Below are 20,527 nucleotides of genomic sequence, written 5' to 3' on the forward strand. Positions count from 1 at the left end.
CATGAGTTATTCAGCAGTGGCAGGAGCAGACAGTTCGCGGCAGTTACATAAATTTGGTGGCAGTAGCCTGGCCGATGCCAAATGCTACCTGCGTGTTGCCGGGATCATGGCAGAGTACAGCCAGCCGGGTGACCTGATGGTGGTCTCGGCAGCCGGCAGTACCACTAACCAGCTGATTAGTTGGCTTAAGCTGAGTCAGAATGATCGGTTGTCTGCGCACCAGGTGCAACAGGCATTACGCCGTTATCAGAGTGAGCTGATTAGCAGTCTGTTACCGTCGGATGTCGCTGAACCGCTGATTGCTGAGTTTATTCATGACCTCGAAAAACTGGCCGTCCTGCTGGATAACAAAATCACTGATGCAGTTTATGCACAAGTCGTGGGGCACGGTGAAATCTGGTCGGCACGTCTGATGTCAGCGGTGCTGAACCAGCGGGATATTCACGCAGGCTGGCTGGATGCTCGCGATTTTTTACGCGCCGAACGTGCCGCACAGCCGCAGGTGGATGAAGCGAAGTCACAGCCGCTGTTACAGCAGTTGATGGCGCAGCGTCCTGAACAGCGTTTGGTGGTCACTGGTTTTATCTGCGCAAATGATGCGGGTGAAACGGTGCTGTTGGGGCGTAACGGCAGTGACTATTCTGCAACGCAGATCGGTGCGCTGGCCGGTGTGACACGCGTGACCATCTGGAGTGACGTGGCTGGCGTGTACAGTGCTGACCCGCGTAAAGTGAAAGATGCGTGTTTGCTGCCGCTGCTGCGTCTGGATGAAGCCAGTGAGCTGGCACGTCTGGCGGCTCCGGTCCTGCATACGCGTACGCTTCAGCCGGTTTCAGGCAGCGATATCGATCTGCAACTGCGTTGCAGCTATCAGCCAGAACAGGGATCAACACGTATTGAACGCGTGCTGGCTTCAGGCACCGGGGCGCGTATCGTGACCAGCCATGATGATGTTTGTCTGATTGAATTCCATGTACCTGCACAGCATGATTTTGCCGCGCGGCATAAAGAGATCGATCAGCTACTGAAGCGTGCACAGGTTCGTCCGCTGGCAACCGGCGTCCATCCTGACCGTAATCTGTTACAGCTGTGCTACACCTCGGAAGTGGTAAACAGTGCCCTGACTCTGCTGGAGGATGCCGGATTACCGGGGCGTTTGCAGCTGCGTGAAGGCATGGCAATGGTGGCGATGGTGGGGGCAGGCGTTTGCCGTAACCCGCTACACAGTCACCGTTTCTGGCAGCAGATGAAAGATCAGCCGGTGGAATTTATCTGCCAGTCACAGGAAGGCATCAGCCTGGTGGCGGTGCTGCGCGTCGGGCCGACGGAACATCTTATCCGGGGCCTGCATCAGACGCTGTTCCGTGCGGAGAAGCAGGTAGGCCTGGTGCTGTTTGGCAAAGGCAACATCGGTTCCCGCTGGCTGGAGCTGTTTGCCCGTGAGCAGGAAACCCTTTCTGCGCGCACCGGGTTTGAATTTATTCTTGCCGGAGTGGTGGACAGCCGCCGCAGTCTGTTGAGTTACGACGGGCTGGATGCCAGCCGCGCGCTGGCCTTCTTTGAAGAGGAAGCGGTAGAGCAGGACCAGGAGTCGTTGTTCCTGTGGATGCGCGCTCATCCGTTTGACGATCTGGTGGTGCTGGATGTGACCGCCAGTGAAACGCTGGCTGCGCAGTACTTAGATTTCGCCAGCTACGGTTTCCACGTGATTGGTGCGAACAAAGTGGCAGGCGCGGCCAGTAGCAATAGCTATCGCCAGATCCGCGATGCGTTTGCGAAAACCGGGCGCCACTGGTTGTATAACGCCACGGTCGGTGCCGGGTTGCCGGTGAACCACACGGTGCGCGATCTGCGTGAAAGCGGTGACAGCATTTTGTCGATCAGCGGTATCTTCTCCGGCACGCTCTCGTGGCTGTTCCTGCAATTTGATGGCACGGTGCCCTTTACCGAACTGGTGGATCAGGCGTGGCAGCAGGGTCTGACTGAACCCGATCCACGTGTCGACCTCTCCGGCCAGGATGTGATGCGTAAGCTGGTGATTCTGGCGCGTGAGGCGGGCTACGATATTGAACCTGACCAGGTACGCGTTGAGTCGCTGGTTCCCGCCAGCTACCAGTCGGGATCGGTGGATGACTTCTTTGAGAATGCCGATGAGTTGAATGACCAGATGGTCCAGCGCTTTGAAGCCGCTCAGGAACTGGGACTGGTACTGCGCTACGTCGCACGTTTCGATGCCAACGGCAAAGCGCGTGTTGGCGTGGAAGCCGTGCGTGACGATCATCCGCTGGCGGCGCTGTTGCCGTGTGATAACGTGTTCGCTATCGAAAGCCGCTGGTATCGCGATAATCCCTTGGTGATCCGTGGGCCAGGTGCAGGGCGCGATGTCACTGCCGGAGCCATTCAGTCGGATCTCAACCGCCTGGCACAGTTGCTGTAATCTCCTCCTCATTTGGGCCAGGCATGCCTGGCCCCTTCGCCACACCACACCATCATGAAATTCCCTCATCTTTGTTGAGGATTTGTCACGCCAGGCCATCATTTATCTGTTGACTGAATAACCAATTTCCGTCATTTTGAATGTCTGGACGTCTAAACGGATAGACGTTCAAGGTAGCGAGCCATCTTCAGCAGCGATCGATGAGGTAAAGGGTATGAGTTTTTTCCACGCAAACCAGCGCGAAGCATTGAACCAAAGTCTTGCCGAGATCAGCGGGCAAATTAACGTTTCCTTTGAGTTCTTTCCGCCGCGTACCAGTGAAATGGAAGACACCCTGTGGAGCTCAATCGATCGCCTTAGCAGCCTGAAGCCAAAATTCGTTTCGGTCACCTACGGTGCCAACTCAGGTGAACGTGACCGTACCCACAGCATTATCAAAGGCATTAAAGACCGCACCGGTCTGGAAGCCGCCCCACATCTGACCTGTGTTGATGCTACCCGCGATGAACTGCGCGCCATTGCCCAGGATTACTGGGATAACGGCATCCGTCATATTGTGGCGCTGCGCGGTGACCTGCCGCCGGGCGGTGGCAAGCCGGAAATGTACGGGGCTGACCTGGTCGCCTTGCTGAAAGAAGTGGGGGATTTCGATATTTCTGTCGCGGCCTACCCGGAAGTGCATCCGGAAGCGAAAAGCGCACAGGCCGACCTGATCAACCTGAAACGTAAAATTGATGCCGGCGCGAACCGCGCGATCACTCAGTTCTTCTTTGATGTAGAAAGTTACCTGCGTTTTCGTGACCGTTGCGTGTCTACCGGTATTGATGTTGAGATTGTCCCGGGTATTCTGCCGGTGTCGAACTTTAAGCAGTTGCAGCGCTTTGCCACCATGACTAACGTGCGCGTACCGGGCTGGATGACCAGCATGTTTGAAGGACTGGATAACGACCCGGAAACCCGCAAAATGGTGGGTGCCAATGTCGCGATGGATATGGTGAAGATCCTCAGCCGCGAAGGGGTGAAAGATTTCCATTTCTACACGCTGAACCGTGCCGAAATGAGCTATGCCATTTGCCATACGCTGGGCGTACGCCCGGGGGCGCAGATCATCGCCTGAGAGGGGCGGCACAAACAGAAAAAGGACGCGAAAGCGTCCTTTTTTGATCGTGGCGGGCGAACATCTGTAGGGGCCGATCATTTTTTCCGATCGGCCCGTGAGGCCAGATTAACCGGTATTACGCATCCCTGCCGCCACCCCGGCAATCGTCACCATCAGTGCCTGCTCAACGCGGGCATCCGGCTCTGCGCCTTCTGCTTCCTGCTGGCGTGAACGATGTAACAGTTCGGCCTGCAATACGTTCAGTGGGTCAGTGTAGACGTTACGTAGCGCAATCGATTCGGCAATCCACGGCTGGTCGGCCATCAGATGGGAATCGTTGGCGATGGTCAGCACCGCTTTAATATCGGAGTCCAGCTGGTCACGTAGCTGTTTGCCCAGTGCCCACAGCGACTTATCGACCAGGCGCTGATCGTAGTACTCCGCCAGCCACAGGTCGGCTTTCGAGAACACCATTTCCAGCATCCCCAGGCGGGTAGAGAAGAAGGGCCAGTCACGACACATGGTCTCCAGCGTTTCCTGATGACCATCTTCCATCGCTTTCTGCAATGCGGCACCGGCACCTAACCAGGCAGGCAGCATCAGGCGGTTTTGCGTCCAGGCGAAGATCCACGGAATGGCGCGCAGTGATTCGACACCCCCCGTCGGACGACGTTTAGCCGGACGCGAACCCAGGGGTAATTTGGCCAGCTCCAGCTCCGGTGTGGCGGAGCGGAAGTACGGCACGAAATCGGCGTGTTCACGCACATAGCCACGATACATTTTGCAGGAAACATCAGAGAGCTGATCCATGATGCTGTTCCACTCTGCTTTCGGCTCCGGTGGTGGCAGCAGGTTAGCTTCGAGGATCGCGCCGGTGTACAGCGACAGGCTGCTGATGGTGACTTCTGGCAGGCCGTATTTGAAGCGGATCATCTCACCCTGTTCGGTGACACGCAGGCCACCTTTCAGGCTGCCCGGAGGCTGAGACAGCAATGCCGCATGCGCTGGCGCACCACCACGGCCGATTGAGCCACCGCGTCCATGGAACAGCGTCAGGGTGATACCCGCTTTCTCGCAGGTTTTGATCAGTGCATCCTGGGCCTGGTATTGTGCCCAGCTTGCTGCCATCACGCCCGCATCTTTCGCGGAGTCAGAATAGCCAATCATCACCATCTGTTTGCCCTGAATCAGGCCGCGATACCAGTCAATGTTGAGCAGCTGGCTCATCACGTCGTTGGCGTTATTCAGGTCATCGAGGGTCTCAAACAGCGGTGCGACCGGCATGGCGTAAGTAATGCCCGCTTCTTTCAGCAGCAGGTGAACCGCCAGCACGTCTGACGGCGTTTTCGCCATCGAGATCACATAGGCAGCAATCGAACCCTGAGGCACTTCTGCGGCCACGCGGCAGGTATCCAGCACTTCTTTGGTGTCGGCGCTGGGTTCCCACTGGCGCGGCATCAACGGACGCTTGGAATTCAGTTCACGGATCAGGAAGGCCTGTTTGTCGGCCTCTGACCAGCTTTCATAGTCGCCAAGACCGAGGTAACGGGTGATCTCTGCAATGGCTTCAGTGTGGCGGGTACTCTCCTGGCGCAGGTCAATACGCACCAGTGGAACGCCAAAGCACTTCACGCGGCGCAGGGTATCAAGAAGCTGACCGTTCGCGATGATGCCCATGCCACACGCCTGCAGTGACTGGTAGCAGGTGTACAGTGGTTCCCACAGCTGGTCGTTGGAGATCAGTAAATTGGCCGGGCGTGGTAAGCGCTCGCCCTTCAGGCGGCGTTCGAGATAAGCCTGAGTGCTCATCAGCTGGCCACGGAGGTTTTTCATGATCTCGCGGTAAGGTTCCAGGGCTTCCGGGTTACCACACAGCTCACGGACTTCTGGCGTACATTCAGACATCGACAGCTCAGAAACCAGCACGGCGATATCACGCAGGAACAGGTCGGTCGCTTTCCAGCGGCTCAGTTGTAAAACATGGCGAGTGATGTCGGCCGTGACGTTCGGGTTGCCGTCGCGGTCGCCGCCCATCCAGGAGGTAAATTTCACGGGGACAAAATCAACCGGCAGGGTGTAACCAAAAGCGGCTTCAACCTGTTCGTTTAGCTCGCGCAGGAAGTGAGGAACACCTTCCCACAGGCTGTTTTCGACGACCGCAAAGCCCCATTTAGCTTCATCGACCGGTGTCGGGCGGTATTTACGAATTTCATCGGTATGCCAGGCCTGTGCAACCAGCTGACGCAGGCGGCGCATGATCTTGCCGTGGTCATAATCAGACAGGTCATTGTGATCCAGCTGTTGCAGGCAGGTATTCACTTCTACCAGCTTATGGATCAAGGTGCGGCGGGTGATTTCAGTCGGGTGCGCGGTCAGAACAAGTTCAAGCGACAGGGACTCAATAGCTTCACGAACGGCGGCTTCGGTCAGGTCCGGCTGCTGCTTCAGGCGTTCAAACGTCTTTGCCAAGAGCTCCGGGTGATTCGCACCTTCGCCTTTTGGCGAAATGGTGTGGTACTGCTCGGCCACGTTGGTCAGGTTGAGGAACTGGCTGAAAGCGCGGGCAACCGGCAACAGTTCGTCATTGGACAGATTTTGCAGCGTGGACAGCAACTCTTGACGGTGGGCATCATTTCCCGCACGTGATGACTTAGAGAGCTTACGGATGGTTTCTACCTGGTCCAGGATGTTCTCTCCCAGTGCATCCTTAATCGTATCCCCGAGCAGTTTGCCGAGCATACTGACATTACTTCGCATTGCGGAATATTGTTCGTTCATATGACCCCTGACACCCTTCTTGTATTTGTAACTTTAATATCCGTCATACTTGAAGCTGCAACTACGTTGGCTGCTCTCACTCACCCGAATCACTGACTAATGTAAGCTCATCGGGACTCGCTCTTTTGCCGCCTTGCTGCAACTTCAACTATTTTGGCTATAAATAACCCTTGTGGGCATAACTTAGCCTTTTATCTAGCCACGTTAGCAACCATTCGTCAATTGACTTAAATTTGCCGCATCGTGACGCTAAATAGCGGGAATTTATGAAATTTAATTACAACGGAGTGAGATAAGTTATTCTTATCAACCAGAATAATTGAAATCGGTGGCAAACGGCTGTTTTGGCAGTCATTTACCCCCTTTTTTACTCAGTGATGGCAAAAATGATGCACCACCTGGGCGATTAACTCCCGGGTAGGTTTGATAAATGCCGTGTCAATAAATTCATCCGGCTGGTGTGCCTGATCGATCGATCCTGGGCCTAAAACCAGCGTCGGGCAGATTTCCTGAATAAATGGCGCCTCGGTACAGTAGTTCACTACTTCCGTTTCTGTCCCCAGCAATTTCTCCACGACCTGTACCAGCTGATGCTCGCGCGGGCACTCATAACCCGGGATCGGGGGATGCAGTTCACCCACGGTCAGGCGGCCTGGCCAGCGTGCACTGACGGGTGCCAGCGCTTCATTCAGCAAACCGTCAAGGTCGCTTAACGTCAGGCCTGGCAGTGGGCGGATATCCATATGCAATTCACAACAGGCGCAGATACGGTTGGCAGCGTCGCCACCGTTGATGTGGCCAAAGTTCATGGTCGGATAGGGAATGGCGAATCCGTCATGGTGGTAGCGCGTTTTTAGCGTATTACGCAGTTCCATCAGTTGGGTAATCGACTCGTGCATCAGCTCAATGGCGTTGACGCCGCGTCCTGGATCGCTTGAGTGGCCGGACTGGCCCTGAATGCGAATCACATTGGAGAGATGGCCTTTGTGGGCGCGAACCGGTTTCAGTGAGGTGGGTTCACCGATAATGGCGCAGTCCGGGCGCAGGCTGGTGGTTTCTGAGAAAAACTTCGCGCCTGCCATCGTGGTTTCTTCGTCAGCGGTGGCGAGGATATACAGCGGTTTTTTCAGCGTTGAAACGTCAATATCACGCAGGGTATCTAAAATGAAGGCGAAGAAGCCTTTCATATCGGCGGTGCCCAGACCGTACAGTTTGTTGTCGTGCTCGGTCAAGGTAAAGGGATCGCGCGTCCAGCGGCCATCGTCGAAGGGAACGGTATCGGTATGACCCGCCAGCAGCAGCCCGCCGGCGCCGTGGCCGCTCTTCGCCAGCATATTGAATTTGTTGCGCGTACCGGGAACGGGTTGGACTTCCACGCTGAAGCCAATATCGCGGAACCAGCCGGCCAGTAAATTGATTAAAGTCTGATTACTCTGATCGAGCGCGCTGTCGGTTGCGCTGATTGATGGTGTAGCAATCAACTGGCGGTAAATCTCGATAAAAGGGGGTAATTTTGTCTTCACTGTTGACAGTCCTTGAGTTAGGATAGTATCAATATTCATGCATTAATAGTGAATAAAAATACATTAACGACGGCCGGATGGAAACCGATAAATTTGTCTTCCACGGTAGCAGTTCAACAGGCGTTTTGGCAGCCCTGAAGCGCAATGACTCACAGTGAGCGAGTGACTTTCATGACAAATCCGTTAATTATCAAGTTGGGTGGTGTGTTGCTGGACAGCGAAGAAGCGCTGGAGCGGCTGTTTGACGCCCTGGTGACCTACCGTGCTGCCCACCAACGCCCACTGCTGATTGTTCACGGTGGTGGCTGCCTGGTGGATGAGCTGATGACTAAGCTTGCGCTGCCGGTGAAGAAGAAAAACGGCCTGCGCGTGACACCTGCCGATCAGATTGACATTATTACCGGTGCACTGGCCGGGACGGCGAACAAAACCCTGCTGGCCTGGTCGAAAAAACATGGCATTGATGCCGTTGGTCTGTGCCTCGGTGACGGCGGAAGCGTCAATGTAGCGCAGTTTGATGATGAACTTGGGCACGTGGGCCTGGCAACGCCGGGATCGCCACGGCTGATCGCCACACTGCTGGAGGCGGGTTATCTGCCAGTAGTGAGTTCGATTGGTATTACTCAGGATGGCCTGCTGATGAACGTTAACGCCGATCAGGCCGCGACGGCGCTGGCCGCCACTCTGGGTGCAGACCTGATTCTGCTCTCTGACGTTAGTGGTATTCTCGATGCCAATAAACAGCGTATCGCCGAGATGACGGCAGAGAAAGCAGAACAGCTGATTGCTGATGGTGTGATCACTGACGGCATGATCGTCAAGGTGAATGCCGCACTGGACGCTGCCCGTACCCTGGGCCGTCCGGTAGATATTGCCAGCTGGCGCCATGCTGAACAGCTGCCAGCCCTGTTTAACGGTGTGTCTATTGGCACCCGTATCCTCGCTTAATTATAAACCTTTCCCGAAAAATTTCGGGTTGCAGCAAGGCGGCGACGGAATGAATCCCCGGGAGCTTAGTTCACTAAGTGACTGGGGTGAGTGTAGGAAGCCAACGTAGTTGCAGCGTGAAAGATGATGGGAAATTGAAGGAAGAGACAATGCAAGATAAAAGCATCAAGAAAATCGTACTGGCTTACTCCGGCGGTCTGGATACTTCGGCCATTATTCCGTGGCTGAAAGAGAACTACGGCGGCTGTGAAGTGGTGGCATTCGTGGCCGATATCGGTCAGGAACGTGGCGATCTGGAAGGTGTAGAGCAGAAAGCGCTGCAATCCGGTGCATCTGAATGCCACGTTGTGGACCTGCGTGAAGAGTTCATCAGCGAGTACGTGTATCCGGTGCTTCAGACCGGTGCCCTGTATGAAGGCACCTACCTGCTGGGGACGTCAATGGCGCGCCCAATTATCGCTAAAGCTCAGGTTGAGCTGGCACTGAAAGTGGGGGCAGATGCACTGTGCCACGGCGCAACCGGTAAAGGTAACGACCAGGTGCGTTTCGAAACCACCTATACCGCACTGGCTCCGCAGCTGAAAGTGGTTGCACCGTGGCGCGAGTGGAACCTGCGTTCCCGTGAAGCCCTGCTGGACTACCTGAAAGAACGTAATATCCCGACCACCGCGTCGCTGGAAAAAATCTACAGCCGTGACGAAAACGCATGGCATATCTCCACCGAAGGCGGCGTGCTGGAAAGCCCGTGGAACGCACCGAACAAAGATTGCTGGGTATGGACCGTGGATCCGCTGGAAGCACCAGACCAGCCGGAGCAGGTGACCGTTGCTGTTGAGAAAGGCCGCGTAGTTGCCGTGAACGGTGAAGCGTTAAGCCCGTTTGGCTGCCTGGACAAATTGAATGCTATCGGTGCCCGTCACGGTGTTGGCCGTATCGATATCGTGGAAAACCGCCTGGTGGGCATCAAGTCCCGTGGCTGTTACGAAACCCCAGGCGGCACCATCATGGTGAATGCGCTGCGTGCGGTTGAGCAGCTGGTTCTGGACCGTGACAGCTTCAAATGGCGTGAGCAGCTGGGCCTGGAAATGTCCTACGTGGTTTACGATGGCCGTTGGTTCGCGCCACTGCGTAAATCCATTCAGGCATCTGCCGCTGCCCTGGCAGAAGAAGTGAACGGTGAAGTGGTTCTGCAACTGTATAAAGGCCAGGTCACCGCGATTCAGAAGAAATCTGCTAACAGCCTGTACTCTGAAGAGTTTGCGACCTTCGGTGAAGATGAAGTATACGATCACCGTCATGCAGGCGGCTTTATCCGTCTGTTCTCACTCTCTTCACGCATCCGTGCGCTGAACGAGAAGAAGTAATTTTTTGGGCGAGGCAACTCGTCCCTACAGGTATTCGTAGGGGCGGCACATGTGCCGCCCTTATTACATTATTTGAATGGAGTACGCATCATGGCACTTTGGGGTGGACGGTTTACGCAGGCAGCAGATCAACGTTTCAAGCTCTTCAATGACTCACTGCGCTTCGACTATCGTCTGGCAGAGCAGGACATCACTGGTTCCATTGCCTGGTCCAAAGCGCTGGTGACGGTCAATGTATTAACCACAGAAGAACAGCAGCAGCTGGAAGTGGCGCTGAATGTTCTGCTGGAAGACGTGCGCGCAAACCCACAGCAAATTCTGGAAAGCGATGCCGAAGATATTCACAGCTGGGTGGAAGGCAAACTGATCGACAAGGTCGGTGCGCTGGGTAAAAAACTCCACACTGGCCGTAGCCGTAATGACCAGGTCGCTACCGATCTGAAACTGTGGTGTAAAGCGCAGGTCAGCGAACTGCTGATCGCCACACGCCAGTTCCAGCAGGCGCTGGTGGCGACGGCGGAAGCCAATCAGGACGCCGTCATGCCGGGCTATACCCACCTGCAACGTGCCCAGCCGGTGACGTTTGCACATTGGTGCCTGGCCTACGTTGAGATGCTGGCACGCGATGAAAGCCGCCTGCAGGATACGCTGAAGCGTCTTGACGTCAGCCCGTTGGGCTGTGGCGCACTGGCCGGAACCGCGTACGAAATCGACCGTGAGCAACTGGCAGGCTGGTTAGGTTTTGCCTCCGCGACCCGTAACAGCCTGGACACCGTGTCTGACCGTGACCATGTGCTGGAACTGCTGTCTGATGCGTCCATCGGCATGGTTCACCTGTCGCGTTTCGCGGAAGATCTGATCTTCTTCAACACCGGCGAATCCGGTTTCGTTGAGCTGTCCGATAAGGTCACTTCGGGGTCATCCCTGATGCCGCAGAAGAAAAACCCGGATGCGCTGGAGCTGATCCGTGGCAAAGTTGGCCGCGTACAAGGCGCATTGACCGCGATGAGCATGACCCTGAAAGGTCTGCCGCTGGCGTATAACAAAGATATGCAGGAAGACAAAGAAGGGCTGTTTGATGCGCTCGATACCTGGTCTGACTGCCTGCATATGGCCGCACTGGTGCTGGATGGTATTCAGGTGAAACGCCCACGTTGCCAGGAAGCCGCTGAGCAGGGTTACGCGAATTCGACGGAGCTGGCGGATTATCTGGTCGCGAAAGGCGTGCCATTCCGTGAAGCGCACCATATTGTAGGTGAAACCGTGGTCGAAGCGATTAAACAGGGTGTGGCGCTGGAAGCGCTGACGCTGGGTGATTTACAGAAGTTCAGCAGTGTGATCGGAGAGGATGTGTACCCGTTCCTGTCTCTGCAATCTTGCCTGGATAAGCGTAACGCGAAAGGCGGTGTCTCTCCGCATCAGGTATCAAAAGCGATTACTGAAGCGAAACAGCGTCTGGCGTAATGCCTTTTGTGTCAGGCATGCATAGGGTCAGGTATGCCTGACCCCTTGGATGACATAGGGGATGGGTATGCCCATCCCTGTTCGGTTTATGCCGTAAAGAACTGCTCTAAATCATCGCTTCCGCCAATATGGCGACCACCGATAAACACCTGCGGCACAGTGGCACGGCCAGTAACGGCGCGCAAACTGACGGTCGTGGCATCCTGGCCCAGCACGATCTCTTCGAACTGAATTCCACGATCTAACAGCATCTGTTTGGCTTTCGCGCAGAATGAACAGCCTGGTTTGGTGAACAGGGAAACGGATTCCTGCACTTTAAATTCTGGTGCGACGTAGCGCAGCATGGTGTCTGCATCAGACACTTCAAACGGGTCGCCCGGCTTGTTAGGTTCTACAAACATCTTCTCTACCACACCGTTGCGTACCAGCATCGAGTAACGCCATGAACGCGGACCGAAGCCGAGATCGGCTTTCTCAACCAGCATCTCCATGCCACGGGTGAACTCACCGTTACCGTCAGGAATAAAGGTAATGTGTCCGGCGTTCTGATCGGCCTTCCAGGCATTCATCACAAAAGTATCGTTAACCGAGACGCACAGGATACTGTCCACTCCATGTTTTTTGAACACATCCGAGAGTTCGTTATAGCGCGGCAGGTGGCTGGAGGAGCAGGTAGGAGTAAAAGCCCCCGGCAGTGAAAAGACGATCACGGTTTTGTCTTTAAACAGCTCATCAGTAGTGACATCGACCCAACTGTCGCCCTGACGTGTGTGAAAAGTGACCTGCGGGATGGACTTACCTTCCTGACTTGCAAACATAAAAGACCTCAAGGTGATTGAATTTGGTGTGCCCCTTTTTGGCACCGGCACATTATTATCATTCAGGCTTGATAGGGATAATCGTTGGTTGCTATGCTATCTATCGTCACGGGCTATCGTGAAAAAGAGGATAAGATGAATATTCGTGATCTGGAGTATCTGGTTTCGCTGGCAGAACATCGCCATTTTCGTCGTGCAGCCGATGCCTGCCATGTGAGTCAGCCAACGTTAAGCGGCCAGATTCGCAAGCTGGAAGATGAGCTGGGGGTGATGCTGCTGGAACGTACCAGCCGCAAGGTATTATTCACTCAGGCAGGTCTGCTGCTGGTGGATCAGGCCCGGACTGTGCTGCGGGAGGTCAAGGTCCTGAAAGAGATGGCCAGCCAGCAAGGCGAGGCGATGTCCGGCCCGCTGCACATTGGGCTGATCCCGACCGTTGGCCCGTATCTGTTGCCGCAGATTATTCCTACGCTTCATCAGACCTTCCCTAAGCTGGAGATGTATCTGCACGAAGCACAAACGCAGCAACTGCTGGCGCAACTCGACAGCGGTAAGCTGGACTGTGCGATCCTGGCATTGGTGAAAGAGTCAGAAGCGTTTATTGAAGTCCCACTCTTTGATGAGCCGATGAAACTGGCGATCTATGCGGATCACCCGTGGCACGACCGCGATCGTGTTCCGATGTCGGATCTGGCCGGGGAGAAACTGCTGATGCTGGAAGATGGTCACTGTCTGCGCGATCAGGCGATGGGCTTTTGCTTCCAGGCGGGGGCGGATGAAGATACGCATTTCCGTGCGACCAGTCTGGAAACGCTGCGCAATATGGTGGCGGCGGGCAGCGGTATCACACTGTTACCTTCGCTGGCCGTACCGAACGAAAGAGTGCGTGATGGCGTCTGTTATCTGTCCTGCTATAAGCCGGTACCACAGCGCACTATCGCCCTGGTGTATCGCCCAGGTTCACCTCTGCGTGGCCGTTATGAACAGCTGGCAGAGGCGATCCGTGAGCATATGCGAGGTGTGATGGGCCGCTTAGAACAGCCTGTTTAAACCGTTAAGCGCCGCCACCCGATAGGCTTCCGCCATGGTGGGGTAGTTAAAGGTGGTATTCACGAAGTACTCAATCGTGTTGCCACCGTTTTTCTGCTCCATAATCGCCTGGCCGATATGGATAATCTCCGCAGCACGTTCACCGAAGCAGTGAATACCGAGGATCTCTTTGGTTTCGCGGTGGAACAGAATTTTCAGACTACCAACGTTCATACCAACAATCTGCGCACGTGCCAGGTGTTTAAACTGCGCACGGCCCACTTCATATGGCACTTTCATTGCTGTCAGTTGCTGCTCGGTTTTCCCGACAGAGCTGATTTCCGGAATGGTATAGATACCTGTAGGAATATCTTCGATCAGATGAGCGGTGGCCTCGCCTTTGATCATCGCCTGAGCGGCAATGCGGCCTTGATCGTAGGCGGCTGATGCGAGGCTCGGATACCCGATGACATCGCCTACCGCATAGATATGCGGCTGCGCCGTCTGATACATACTGTTCACCTTCAGCAGGCCGCGGCCATCCGCTTCCAGTCCGACATTTTCCAGCCCCAGCCCATCGGTATTACCGGTGCGGCCGTTGGCGTACAGCAGGCAGTCTGCTTTGAGTTTTTTTCCGGATTTCAGGTGCATGATCACACCATCTGCCACACCTTCAATCTTCTCGAACTCTTCGTTGTGGCGTATGACCACGCCGTTATTCCAGAAGTGATAGGACAGCGAGTCAGACATTTCCTGATCGAGGAAAGCCAGCAGACGGTCACGGGTATTGATCAGGTCAACTTTGACGGACAGACCCCGGAAAATCGATGCATACTCACAGCCAATCACCCCTGCGCCATAGATAATCACATGACCAGGTTCATGGTGCAGATTCAGGATGGAGTCGCTGTCATAAACACGTGGGTGGGTAAAGTCGACATCCGGCGGATGGTAAGGACGTGATCCGCAGGCGATGACAAACTTGCCTGCGGTCAGACGCTCAATGCTGCCATCGTGGCTCTCGATTTCAATGGTGTTGGCATCGATAAAGCGTGCATCCCCCTGGAACAGTTCACAGTGGTTGCGCTCATAGAAACCCTGGCGCATATGGGTTTGCTGGCTGATAACGTTTTCGGTGTGATTCAGAATGTCGGCGAAAGAAGAACGGAGAAGACGCGTGTGGTCGCTATACAGTGGGTTCTGGTTGAACTCGATAATGCGGCTGACGGCGTGACGCAGCGCTTTCGACGGGATTGTTCCCCAGTGTGTACATCCGCCACCAATATTGTGGTAGCGCTCGATGACGGCAATACGTGCACCTTGCTTCACCAGTCCCATCGCAGCACCTTCACCGCCAGGACCGGAACCAATGACAATGGCGTCGTAATCATAAGACTGTTGCATACCAATACGTCCTATTTTCTTATACAATTTTACAACGAGATTCTAACATCTCGCGCCTCAGTTCCCAATTCTAACCGTGCTTTTTGCCATCAAATGCCAAATGACAGGGTTAACAGCCGCTCACAAAGTTTGGCCCACTGTACGCTGAAATTTTTGCTATAGTGCCCACTTGCAGGCTAAACAGGCACAAAAATGGGCGTTAGAGCGCAGCAAAAAGAACGTACACGACGTTCACTTATCGAAGCGGCATTCAGTCAACTCAGTGCCGAACGTAGTTTTGCCAGCCTCAGTTTGCGGGAAGTTGCCAGGGAGGCGGGGATTGCCCCAACGTCATTTTATCGTCACTTTCGTGATGTAGATGAATTGGGATTAACCATGGTGGACGAAAGTGGTCTGATGTTGCGACAGTTGATGCGCCAGGCGCGTCAGCGTATTGCCAAAGGTGGCAGTGTCATCCGCACTTCTGTTTCTACCTTTATGGAGTTTATTGGTAATAACCCAAATGCCTTTCGGTTACTGCTGCGTGAACGCTCCGGCACGTCATCCGCATTTCGTGCCGCTGTTGCCCGTGAAATTCAGCACTTTATTGCCGAACTGGCCGATTATCTGGAAGTTGAGAACCGTATGCCGCGCAGCTTCACCGAAGCGCAGGCAGAAGCGATGGTCATTATCGTGTTTAACGCCGGTGCTGAAGCACTGGATATTGATGTCGATCAGCGACGCCAGTTGGAAGAAAGGCTGGTACTGCAACTGCGTATGATCTCTAAAGGGGCATATTACTGGTATCGACGTGAGCAGGAGAAGCTGGCGGTGACGCTGGAAGCAAAAGACTAAGCGGCCTGGTCAGGGCCTACATGGCAAATAACCTAGCCGACTGGAACAAATTCAAGGGGATGACATGAGTTTAGCGACTGGCCGCGATAAAGGCACTCTGCTGTTAACATTTCTTACCGGGCTGTCGATTAACGGCTCGTTTTCGGTGCTGTTCAGCGCAGTGGTGCCATTTTCTGTTTTCCCTCTGATTGCATTGGGTCTGTCGGCCTGGTGCCTGCATCAACGTTATCTTAACCGTGCCATGCCGGACGGTATGCCCTCGCTGGCTGCGGGATTCTTCCTGTTGGGCATTCTCTTGTACAGTGCGATTGTCAGAGCGGAGTATCCTGAGATTGGCTCAAACTTTGTGCCGACCATTCTGATGGTGGCGGTGGTGTTCTGGATTGCTGTTAAGTGGCGCGCGCGTCATTCCAGCGTGTAATGCGAAAGCCGGGCGATGGATATCGCCCGAGCCAGATTAGCGGCGAGTCAGCAGAACGCCGCACTCCATATGGTGTGTGTACGGGAACTGGTCGAACAGGGCCAGACGCGTAATCTCATGAGTAGCCGATAATGTGGCGAGGTTCTCGCACAGCGTTGTCGGGTTGCAGGAGATATAAAGGATACGTGGATACGCCTGCACCATCTTCACCGTTTCGTCATCCAGGCCGCTGCGCGGAGGGTCGACGAAAATGGTTTCACACTCGTAGCTGGTCAGATCGATGCCTTCCAGGCGTCTGAAGCTTCTTTCTCCGTTCATTGCCTGAGTAAACTCTTCTGCCGCCATACGGATAATCTGGACGTTATCGATCTGGTTTACCGCGATATTGTACTGAGCAGAGGCGACTGACGGTTTGGCGATTTCCGTTGCCAGCACGCGGCGGAAGTTACGTGCCAGCGCCAGCGAGAAATTGCCATTGCCGCAGTACAGTTCCAGCAGGTCGCCGCGACAATCGCGCGTCGCATCCAGCGCCCATTCCAGCATCTTCACATTCATTGCCGCATTTGGCTGCGTAAAGCTGTTTTCTACCTGGCGATAGATCATCTCACGCCCGTCCACCATCAGACGCTCATCCACGAAATCCTGATCCAGACAGATTTTGGTTTTAGTCGCGCGGCCGATGAGGTGCAGATCGAAACCTTCAGCGCGCAGCGCATCACGCAGTAGCGTGGCAGCCTGCTGCCATTCATCATCCAGCTTACGATGATAGAGCATAGAGACAACGACCTGCCCACTGACCGTCGACAGGTAGTCAATCTGGAACAGTTTAAAACGCAGTGCACGCTGGTCGCGCACGGCATCGATCAGCCGGGGCATCAGGCGGTTAATCAGCTCACTGGCTGCGGGGAAGCTGTCCACCCGGATGCGGTCATGTGTCTTCTGATCGAAAATAATATGGTACAGATCATCACCGTCATGCCAGATACGGAACTCTGCACGCATCCGGTAATGGCTGACCGGTGAACGGAAGACCTCGACGTTGGGAGCGTTAAACGCAGACATCATGGATGTCAGTCGTGTCACTTTCTCTGTGAGTTGGTCGTCATAGTGTTCAACAGGCAGTTGTTCGGGTGTCATGGGCGTTCCTGAGTATGTGGCAGTGATAGCCGGGCGATTGTAGGGATTCTTTACCTCATGTCCAGTATTGTCCACGATTCACCCTTTATGGATGTCTGGATATCTGGACTTCTAACACATTTGTTCATAAAATGCGTTCCCCGGCCTCCCACGAGTTAATAGGGAATCCAGTGTAAATCTGGAGCTGACGCGCAGCGGTATAGAATGTCGTGACAATAGCGTAACGCAGACACTGTCTTTTGACGGGAAGTCATTGCCACCCAACGATTCTGAGCCCGAAGACCTGCCGGATTAACGTCGCATTTCTTACGGTCATCGCGTGCTATCGATCGTATGCCTGCGGCATCCTGCACATTTTTTGGATGCTTGGTCATGATTACAACAAAAAATACGCTGTTGGCGTTTAGCGCTACGGCAATTTCCCTCTGGGCGCAAAACGGCTTTGCACAGGACAGTAATAAAGAAGAAACGCAGGTTGTGACTGCGAATCGTTTTGAACAGCCAGTCTCTGCTGTATTGGCCCCTACCACGGTGGTCACGAAAGAGCAGATCGACCGCTGGCAGTCAAAAACGCTGACGGATGTGATGCGCCGCCTGCCTGGCGTCGATATTGCTCAAAATGGTGGAATGGGCCAGCAAAGCTCACTGTTTATTCGTGGCACTAACTCCAGCCATGTTCTGGTCTTGATTGATGGTGTGCGCCTTAATCAGGCGGGGATCAGCGGTGCTTCCGATCTCAGCCAGATCCCAATTTCACTGGTTCAGCGGATTGAATATGTACGTGGAGCACGTTCAGCGGTCTATGGTTCTGATGCCATTGGTGGGGTACTCAACATCATTACCACGCGCACTAAGGAGGGTACGACGCTTGCGGCAGGGGTCGGTTCCAACGGCTATCAGTCTTACGACGGTTCCACTCAGCAGATGCTGGGCCAGAATACTCGTGTGACGCTTGCAGGTAACTATACCTACACCAAAGGCTATGACGTTGTTGCTAATTATCCTGATGCGCTTGGCAACACTGCACAATCCGATCGTGATGGGTTTATGAGCAAGAACATCTATGGCGCGATTGAACATCAGATCAATGATGATTTTAGTGTCTTTGTTCGTGGTTATGGCTTTGATAACCGTACTGCCTATGACGGTAGCCCGACCTACGTTCAACCCGATACCTATGTTGATACTCGCCAGCTGTATAGCCAGACATGGGATGGTGGACTCCGCTTCAATAATGGTCTCTATTCTTCCAATCTGACCGCCAGCTACAGCCACACGAAAGATTATAACTACAGTCCTGATATGGGACGCTATGCGTCCTCCGCCACTCTTGATGACTCCCAGCAGTATAATTTGCAGTGGGCCAATAATGTGGTCGTGGGACAGGGCAGTGTGGGTGGCGGCGTTGACTGGCAGAAGCAGTCCATTGAGCCAGGGACTGCTTATGTGAATGACCGTCGTGAAGTGACCAATACGGGTTTGTATGCCACCGGGCAGCAGATGTTTGGTCCAGTGACGCTGGAAGGTGCCGTTCGTGGCGATGATCACTCCGTGTACGGCTGGCATAATACCTGGCAAACCAGCGCAGCCTGGGAGTTCATTGAGGGTTATCGTTTTATCGCCAGTTACGGGACTGCATTTAAGGCTCCTAACCTCGGTCAGCTGTACGGTTCTTTTGGCGGCAATAGCAATCTTGATCCTGAAGAGAGCAAGCAGTGGGAAGGGGGCTTCGAAGGCTTAACGGGCCCTGTAACCTGGCATGTATCCGCATATCGCAACGATATCGACAGCCTTATTGATTACAGTAGTGCCAACGGCGGTTATTACAATATCAACAAAGCGACCATCAAAGGTGTTGAAGCAACGGCTTCATTTGATACCGGTCCGGTATCTCACCAGATTTCCTATGATTACGTTGATCCGCGTAATGCTGAAACCAATGAGATTTTGCTGCGTCGGGCTAAACAGCAGGTGAAGTATCAGCTCGACTGGACGGTGTATAATTTCGACTGGTCAGTGAGTTATCAATACCTGGGTGAACGCTACGACCGTCAATACGCAACAAATCCAAACGGTGATCTGGCCAAATTGGGCGGTGTCAGCCTGTGGGATCTCGCGGTTTCGTATCCAGTCACATCCCATCTCACTGTTCGTGGTAGAATTGCCAACCTGTTCGATAAAGATTACGAGACAGTGTATGGCTATGAAACCCCTGGACGGGAATACTACCTCAGCGGCAGCTACACCTTCTAAACCGCGCCCCACCGTGCTGGTCTTTGACTCCGGCGTCGGTGGGCTTTCTGTCTATGATGAGATCCGCAAATTATTGCCGGATCTCCATTATCTCTATGCTTTCGACAACGTTGCTTTCCCCTATGGCGAAAAGTCGGAAGAGTTTATCGTCGAGCGTGTGGTGACCATCGTGGAAGCGGTCACTCGGCTCTATCCTCTTGCGCTGGTGGTTATCGCCTGTAACTCGGCGAGCACCGTGACGCTCCCTGCTCTGCGAGAACGCTTTGAATTTCCTGTTGTCGGTGTTGTGCCAGCGATTAAGCCAGCGGCACGTCTGACCCGTAACGGCGTGGTTGGTCTGCTGGCGACGCGTGGCACAGTAAAGCGTCCTTATACTAAAGAGCTGGTGGCGCGTTTTGGTGGTGAGTGCAAAACCGAGATGCTGGGCTCTGCGGAACTGGTGGAGTTAGCAGAAGCTAAGCTGCATGGTCAGCCTGTTCCTATAGAAGAAGTAAAACGTATTCTGCAACCCTGGCTGCGGATGCAGGAGCCACCCGATACCGTGGTGCTTGGCTGCACGCATTTCCCTCTTATCAGTGAAGAGCTACAGCAAGTACTGCCTGAAGGCACTCGTTTAATCGATTCTGGCGCTGCCATTGCCCGCCGTACGGTGTGGCTGCTGGAAAATGAGTCTCCTGAGGCTTTTTCTCAGGATGAGAACATGGCGTTCTGCATGGATATCACTGAACAGGCAGTTCAATTAATGCCCGTTTTACAACGATATGGCTTTGCAAAGCTCGAAAAACTGGCGCTTTAGGGAACTTTAGGGCAAAAAATCATCACTCAGAAAGTTTTTTGCAATTAGCCCTTGTCACTCTCCAGAAAATCCCTATACTGCGCCTCCACTGACACGGAACAACGGCTTACAAGCCACCGAGTCAGGAGCGTCAGGTAACTGATAGCGCCGGAAAAACTTCTCAAAAAGAAGTTGACTCCGAAGGAGGAAAGCGTAATATACGCCACCTCGCAACAGGAAGCT

General features: G+C 54.1%; 15 protein-coding genes and 1 riboswitch. Of the genes, 10 read left to right on the forward strand and 5 right to left on the reverse strand.

Translation table 11 applies throughout. The features are described from left to right. Position 1: 1 nt before the first annotated feature. A complete protein-coding gene (locus tag FVB43_RS22865; protein ID WP_133846348.1) occupies positions 2–2,437 on the forward strand; it encodes a bifunctional aspartate kinase/homoserine dehydrogenase II in 2,436 nt (811 codons plus the stop codon). 214 nt (positions 2,438–2,651) lie between these two features. Further along, a complete protein-coding gene (metF, locus tag FVB43_RS22870) occupies positions 2,652–3,554 on the forward strand; it encodes a methylenetetrahydrofolate reductase (RefSeq protein WP_133846347.1) in 903 nt (300 codons plus the stop codon). Between the two features lie 108 nt (positions 3,555–3,662). Here the strand turns inward: metF and ppc are convergent, their stop codons facing one another. Together ppc and argE are read right to left on the reverse strand one after the other, a co-directional pair. Continuing rightward, a complete protein-coding gene (gene ppc / locus FVB43_RS22875) occupies positions 3,663–6,314 on the reverse strand; it encodes a phosphoenolpyruvate carboxylase (protein WP_133846346.1) in 2,652 nt (883 codons plus the stop codon). Positions 6,315–6,685: 371 nt separating this feature from the next. After that, positions 6,686–7,837: an acetylornithine deacetylase gene (gene argE / locus FVB43_RS22880; protein WP_133846345.1), complete on the reverse strand. Its 1,152-nt coding sequence runs from the start codon at positions 7,835–7,837 to the stop codon at positions 6,686–6,688. A 171-nt stretch (positions 7,838–8,008) separates the two neighbouring features. Between argE and argB the strand changes: the two genes are divergently transcribed. The 3 genes from argB to argH all read left to right on the forward strand — a co-directional run bounded on the left by argB (position 8,009) and on the right by argH (position 11,613). After that, on the forward strand, positions 8,009–8,785 hold the full coding sequence (gene argB / locus FVB43_RS22885) for an acetylglutamate kinase (RefSeq protein ID WP_133846344.1): 777 nt from the start codon (positions 8,009–8,011) through the stop codon (positions 8,783–8,785). Between the two features lie 149 nt (positions 8,786–8,934). Then, entirely contained in the window at positions 8,935–10,149 is a 1,215-nt protein-coding gene (locus tag FVB43_RS22890) for an argininosuccinate synthase (protein WP_133846343.1), read from the forward strand. Between the two features lie 90 nt (positions 10,150–10,239). Then, positions 10,240–11,613, forward strand: coding sequence for an argininosuccinate lyase (argH, locus tag FVB43_RS22895; protein WP_133846342.1), 1,374 nt, complete (start codon positions 10,240–10,242; stop codon positions 11,611–11,613). A gap of 86 nt (positions 11,614–11,699) precedes the next feature. Here argH and FVB43_RS22900 read toward each other — a convergent pair whose 3' ends face one another. Further along, positions 11,700–12,431 carry a glutathione peroxidase gene (locus FVB43_RS22900; protein ID WP_133846341.1) on the reverse strand — a complete coding sequence of 244 codons (732 nt, stop codon included), beginning with the start codon at positions 12,429–12,431 and terminating at the stop codon, positions 11,700–11,702. Positions 12,432–12,566: 135 nt separating this feature from the next. Here FVB43_RS22900 and oxyR point away from each other — a divergent pair, with 135 nt between their 5' ends. Continuing rightward, positions 12,567–13,481, forward strand: coding sequence for a DNA-binding transcriptional regulator OxyR (gene oxyR, locus FVB43_RS22905; protein WP_133846340.1), 915 nt, complete (start codon positions 12,567–12,569; stop codon positions 13,479–13,481). Here the strand turns inward: oxyR and sthA are convergent. Next, entirely contained in the window at positions 13,464–14,864 is a 1,401-nt protein-coding gene (sthA, locus tag FVB43_RS22910; protein WP_133846339.1) for a Si-specific NAD(P)(+) transhydrogenase, read from the reverse strand. The two genes, oxyR and sthA, sit on opposite strands and share 18 nt — an antisense overlap. A 192-nt stretch (positions 14,865–15,056) precedes the next feature. Between sthA and fabR the strand changes: the two genes are divergently transcribed. Continuing rightward, a complete protein-coding gene (gene fabR, locus FVB43_RS22915) occupies positions 15,057–15,698 on the forward strand; it encodes an HTH-type transcriptional repressor FabR (RefSeq protein WP_133846338.1) in 642 nt (213 codons plus the stop codon). 64 nt (positions 15,699–15,762) lie between these two features. After that, positions 15,763–16,119 carry a YijD family membrane protein gene (locus tag FVB43_RS22920; RefSeq protein ID WP_167864838.1) on the forward strand — a complete coding sequence of 119 codons (357 nt, stop codon included), beginning with the start codon at positions 15,763–15,765 and terminating at the stop codon, positions 16,117–16,119. A 36-nt stretch (positions 16,120–16,155) separates the two neighbouring features. Here the strand turns inward: FVB43_RS22920 and trmA are convergent, their stop codons facing one another. Then, positions 16,156–17,256, reverse strand: a complete 1,101-nt coding sequence (trmA, locus tag FVB43_RS22925; protein ID WP_133846336.1) for a tRNA (uridine(54)-C5)-methyltransferase TrmA — start codon at positions 17,254–17,256, stop codon at positions 16,156–16,158. 125 nt (positions 17,257–17,381) lie between these two features. Continuing rightward, a riboswitch (cobalamin riboswitch) is annotated at positions 17,382–17,561 on the forward strand. Between the two features lie 67 nt (positions 17,562–17,628). Here trmA and btuB point away from each other — a divergent pair. Both btuB and murI read left to right on the forward strand, forming a co-directional pair. Next, on the forward strand, positions 17,629–19,509 hold the full coding sequence (gene btuB / locus FVB43_RS22930) for a TonB-dependent vitamin B12 receptor BtuB (protein WP_167864839.1): 1,881 nt from the start codon (positions 17,629–17,631) through the stop codon (positions 19,507–19,509). After that, positions 19,454–20,305 (forward strand): glutamate racemase, encoded by an 852-nt coding sequence (gene murI, locus FVB43_RS22935; RefSeq protein WP_133846334.1) that lies wholly within the window; start codon positions 19,454–19,456, stop codon positions 20,303–20,305. Before btuB ends, murI begins: the two co-directional genes overlap by 56 nt. The last annotated feature ends 222 nt before the right edge of the window (positions 20,306–20,527 follow it).

Source organism: Erwinia rhapontici, from assembly GCF_012271765.1.
GTDB lineage: Bacteria > Pseudomonadota > Gammaproteobacteria > Enterobacterales > Enterobacteriaceae > Erwinia > Erwinia rhapontici.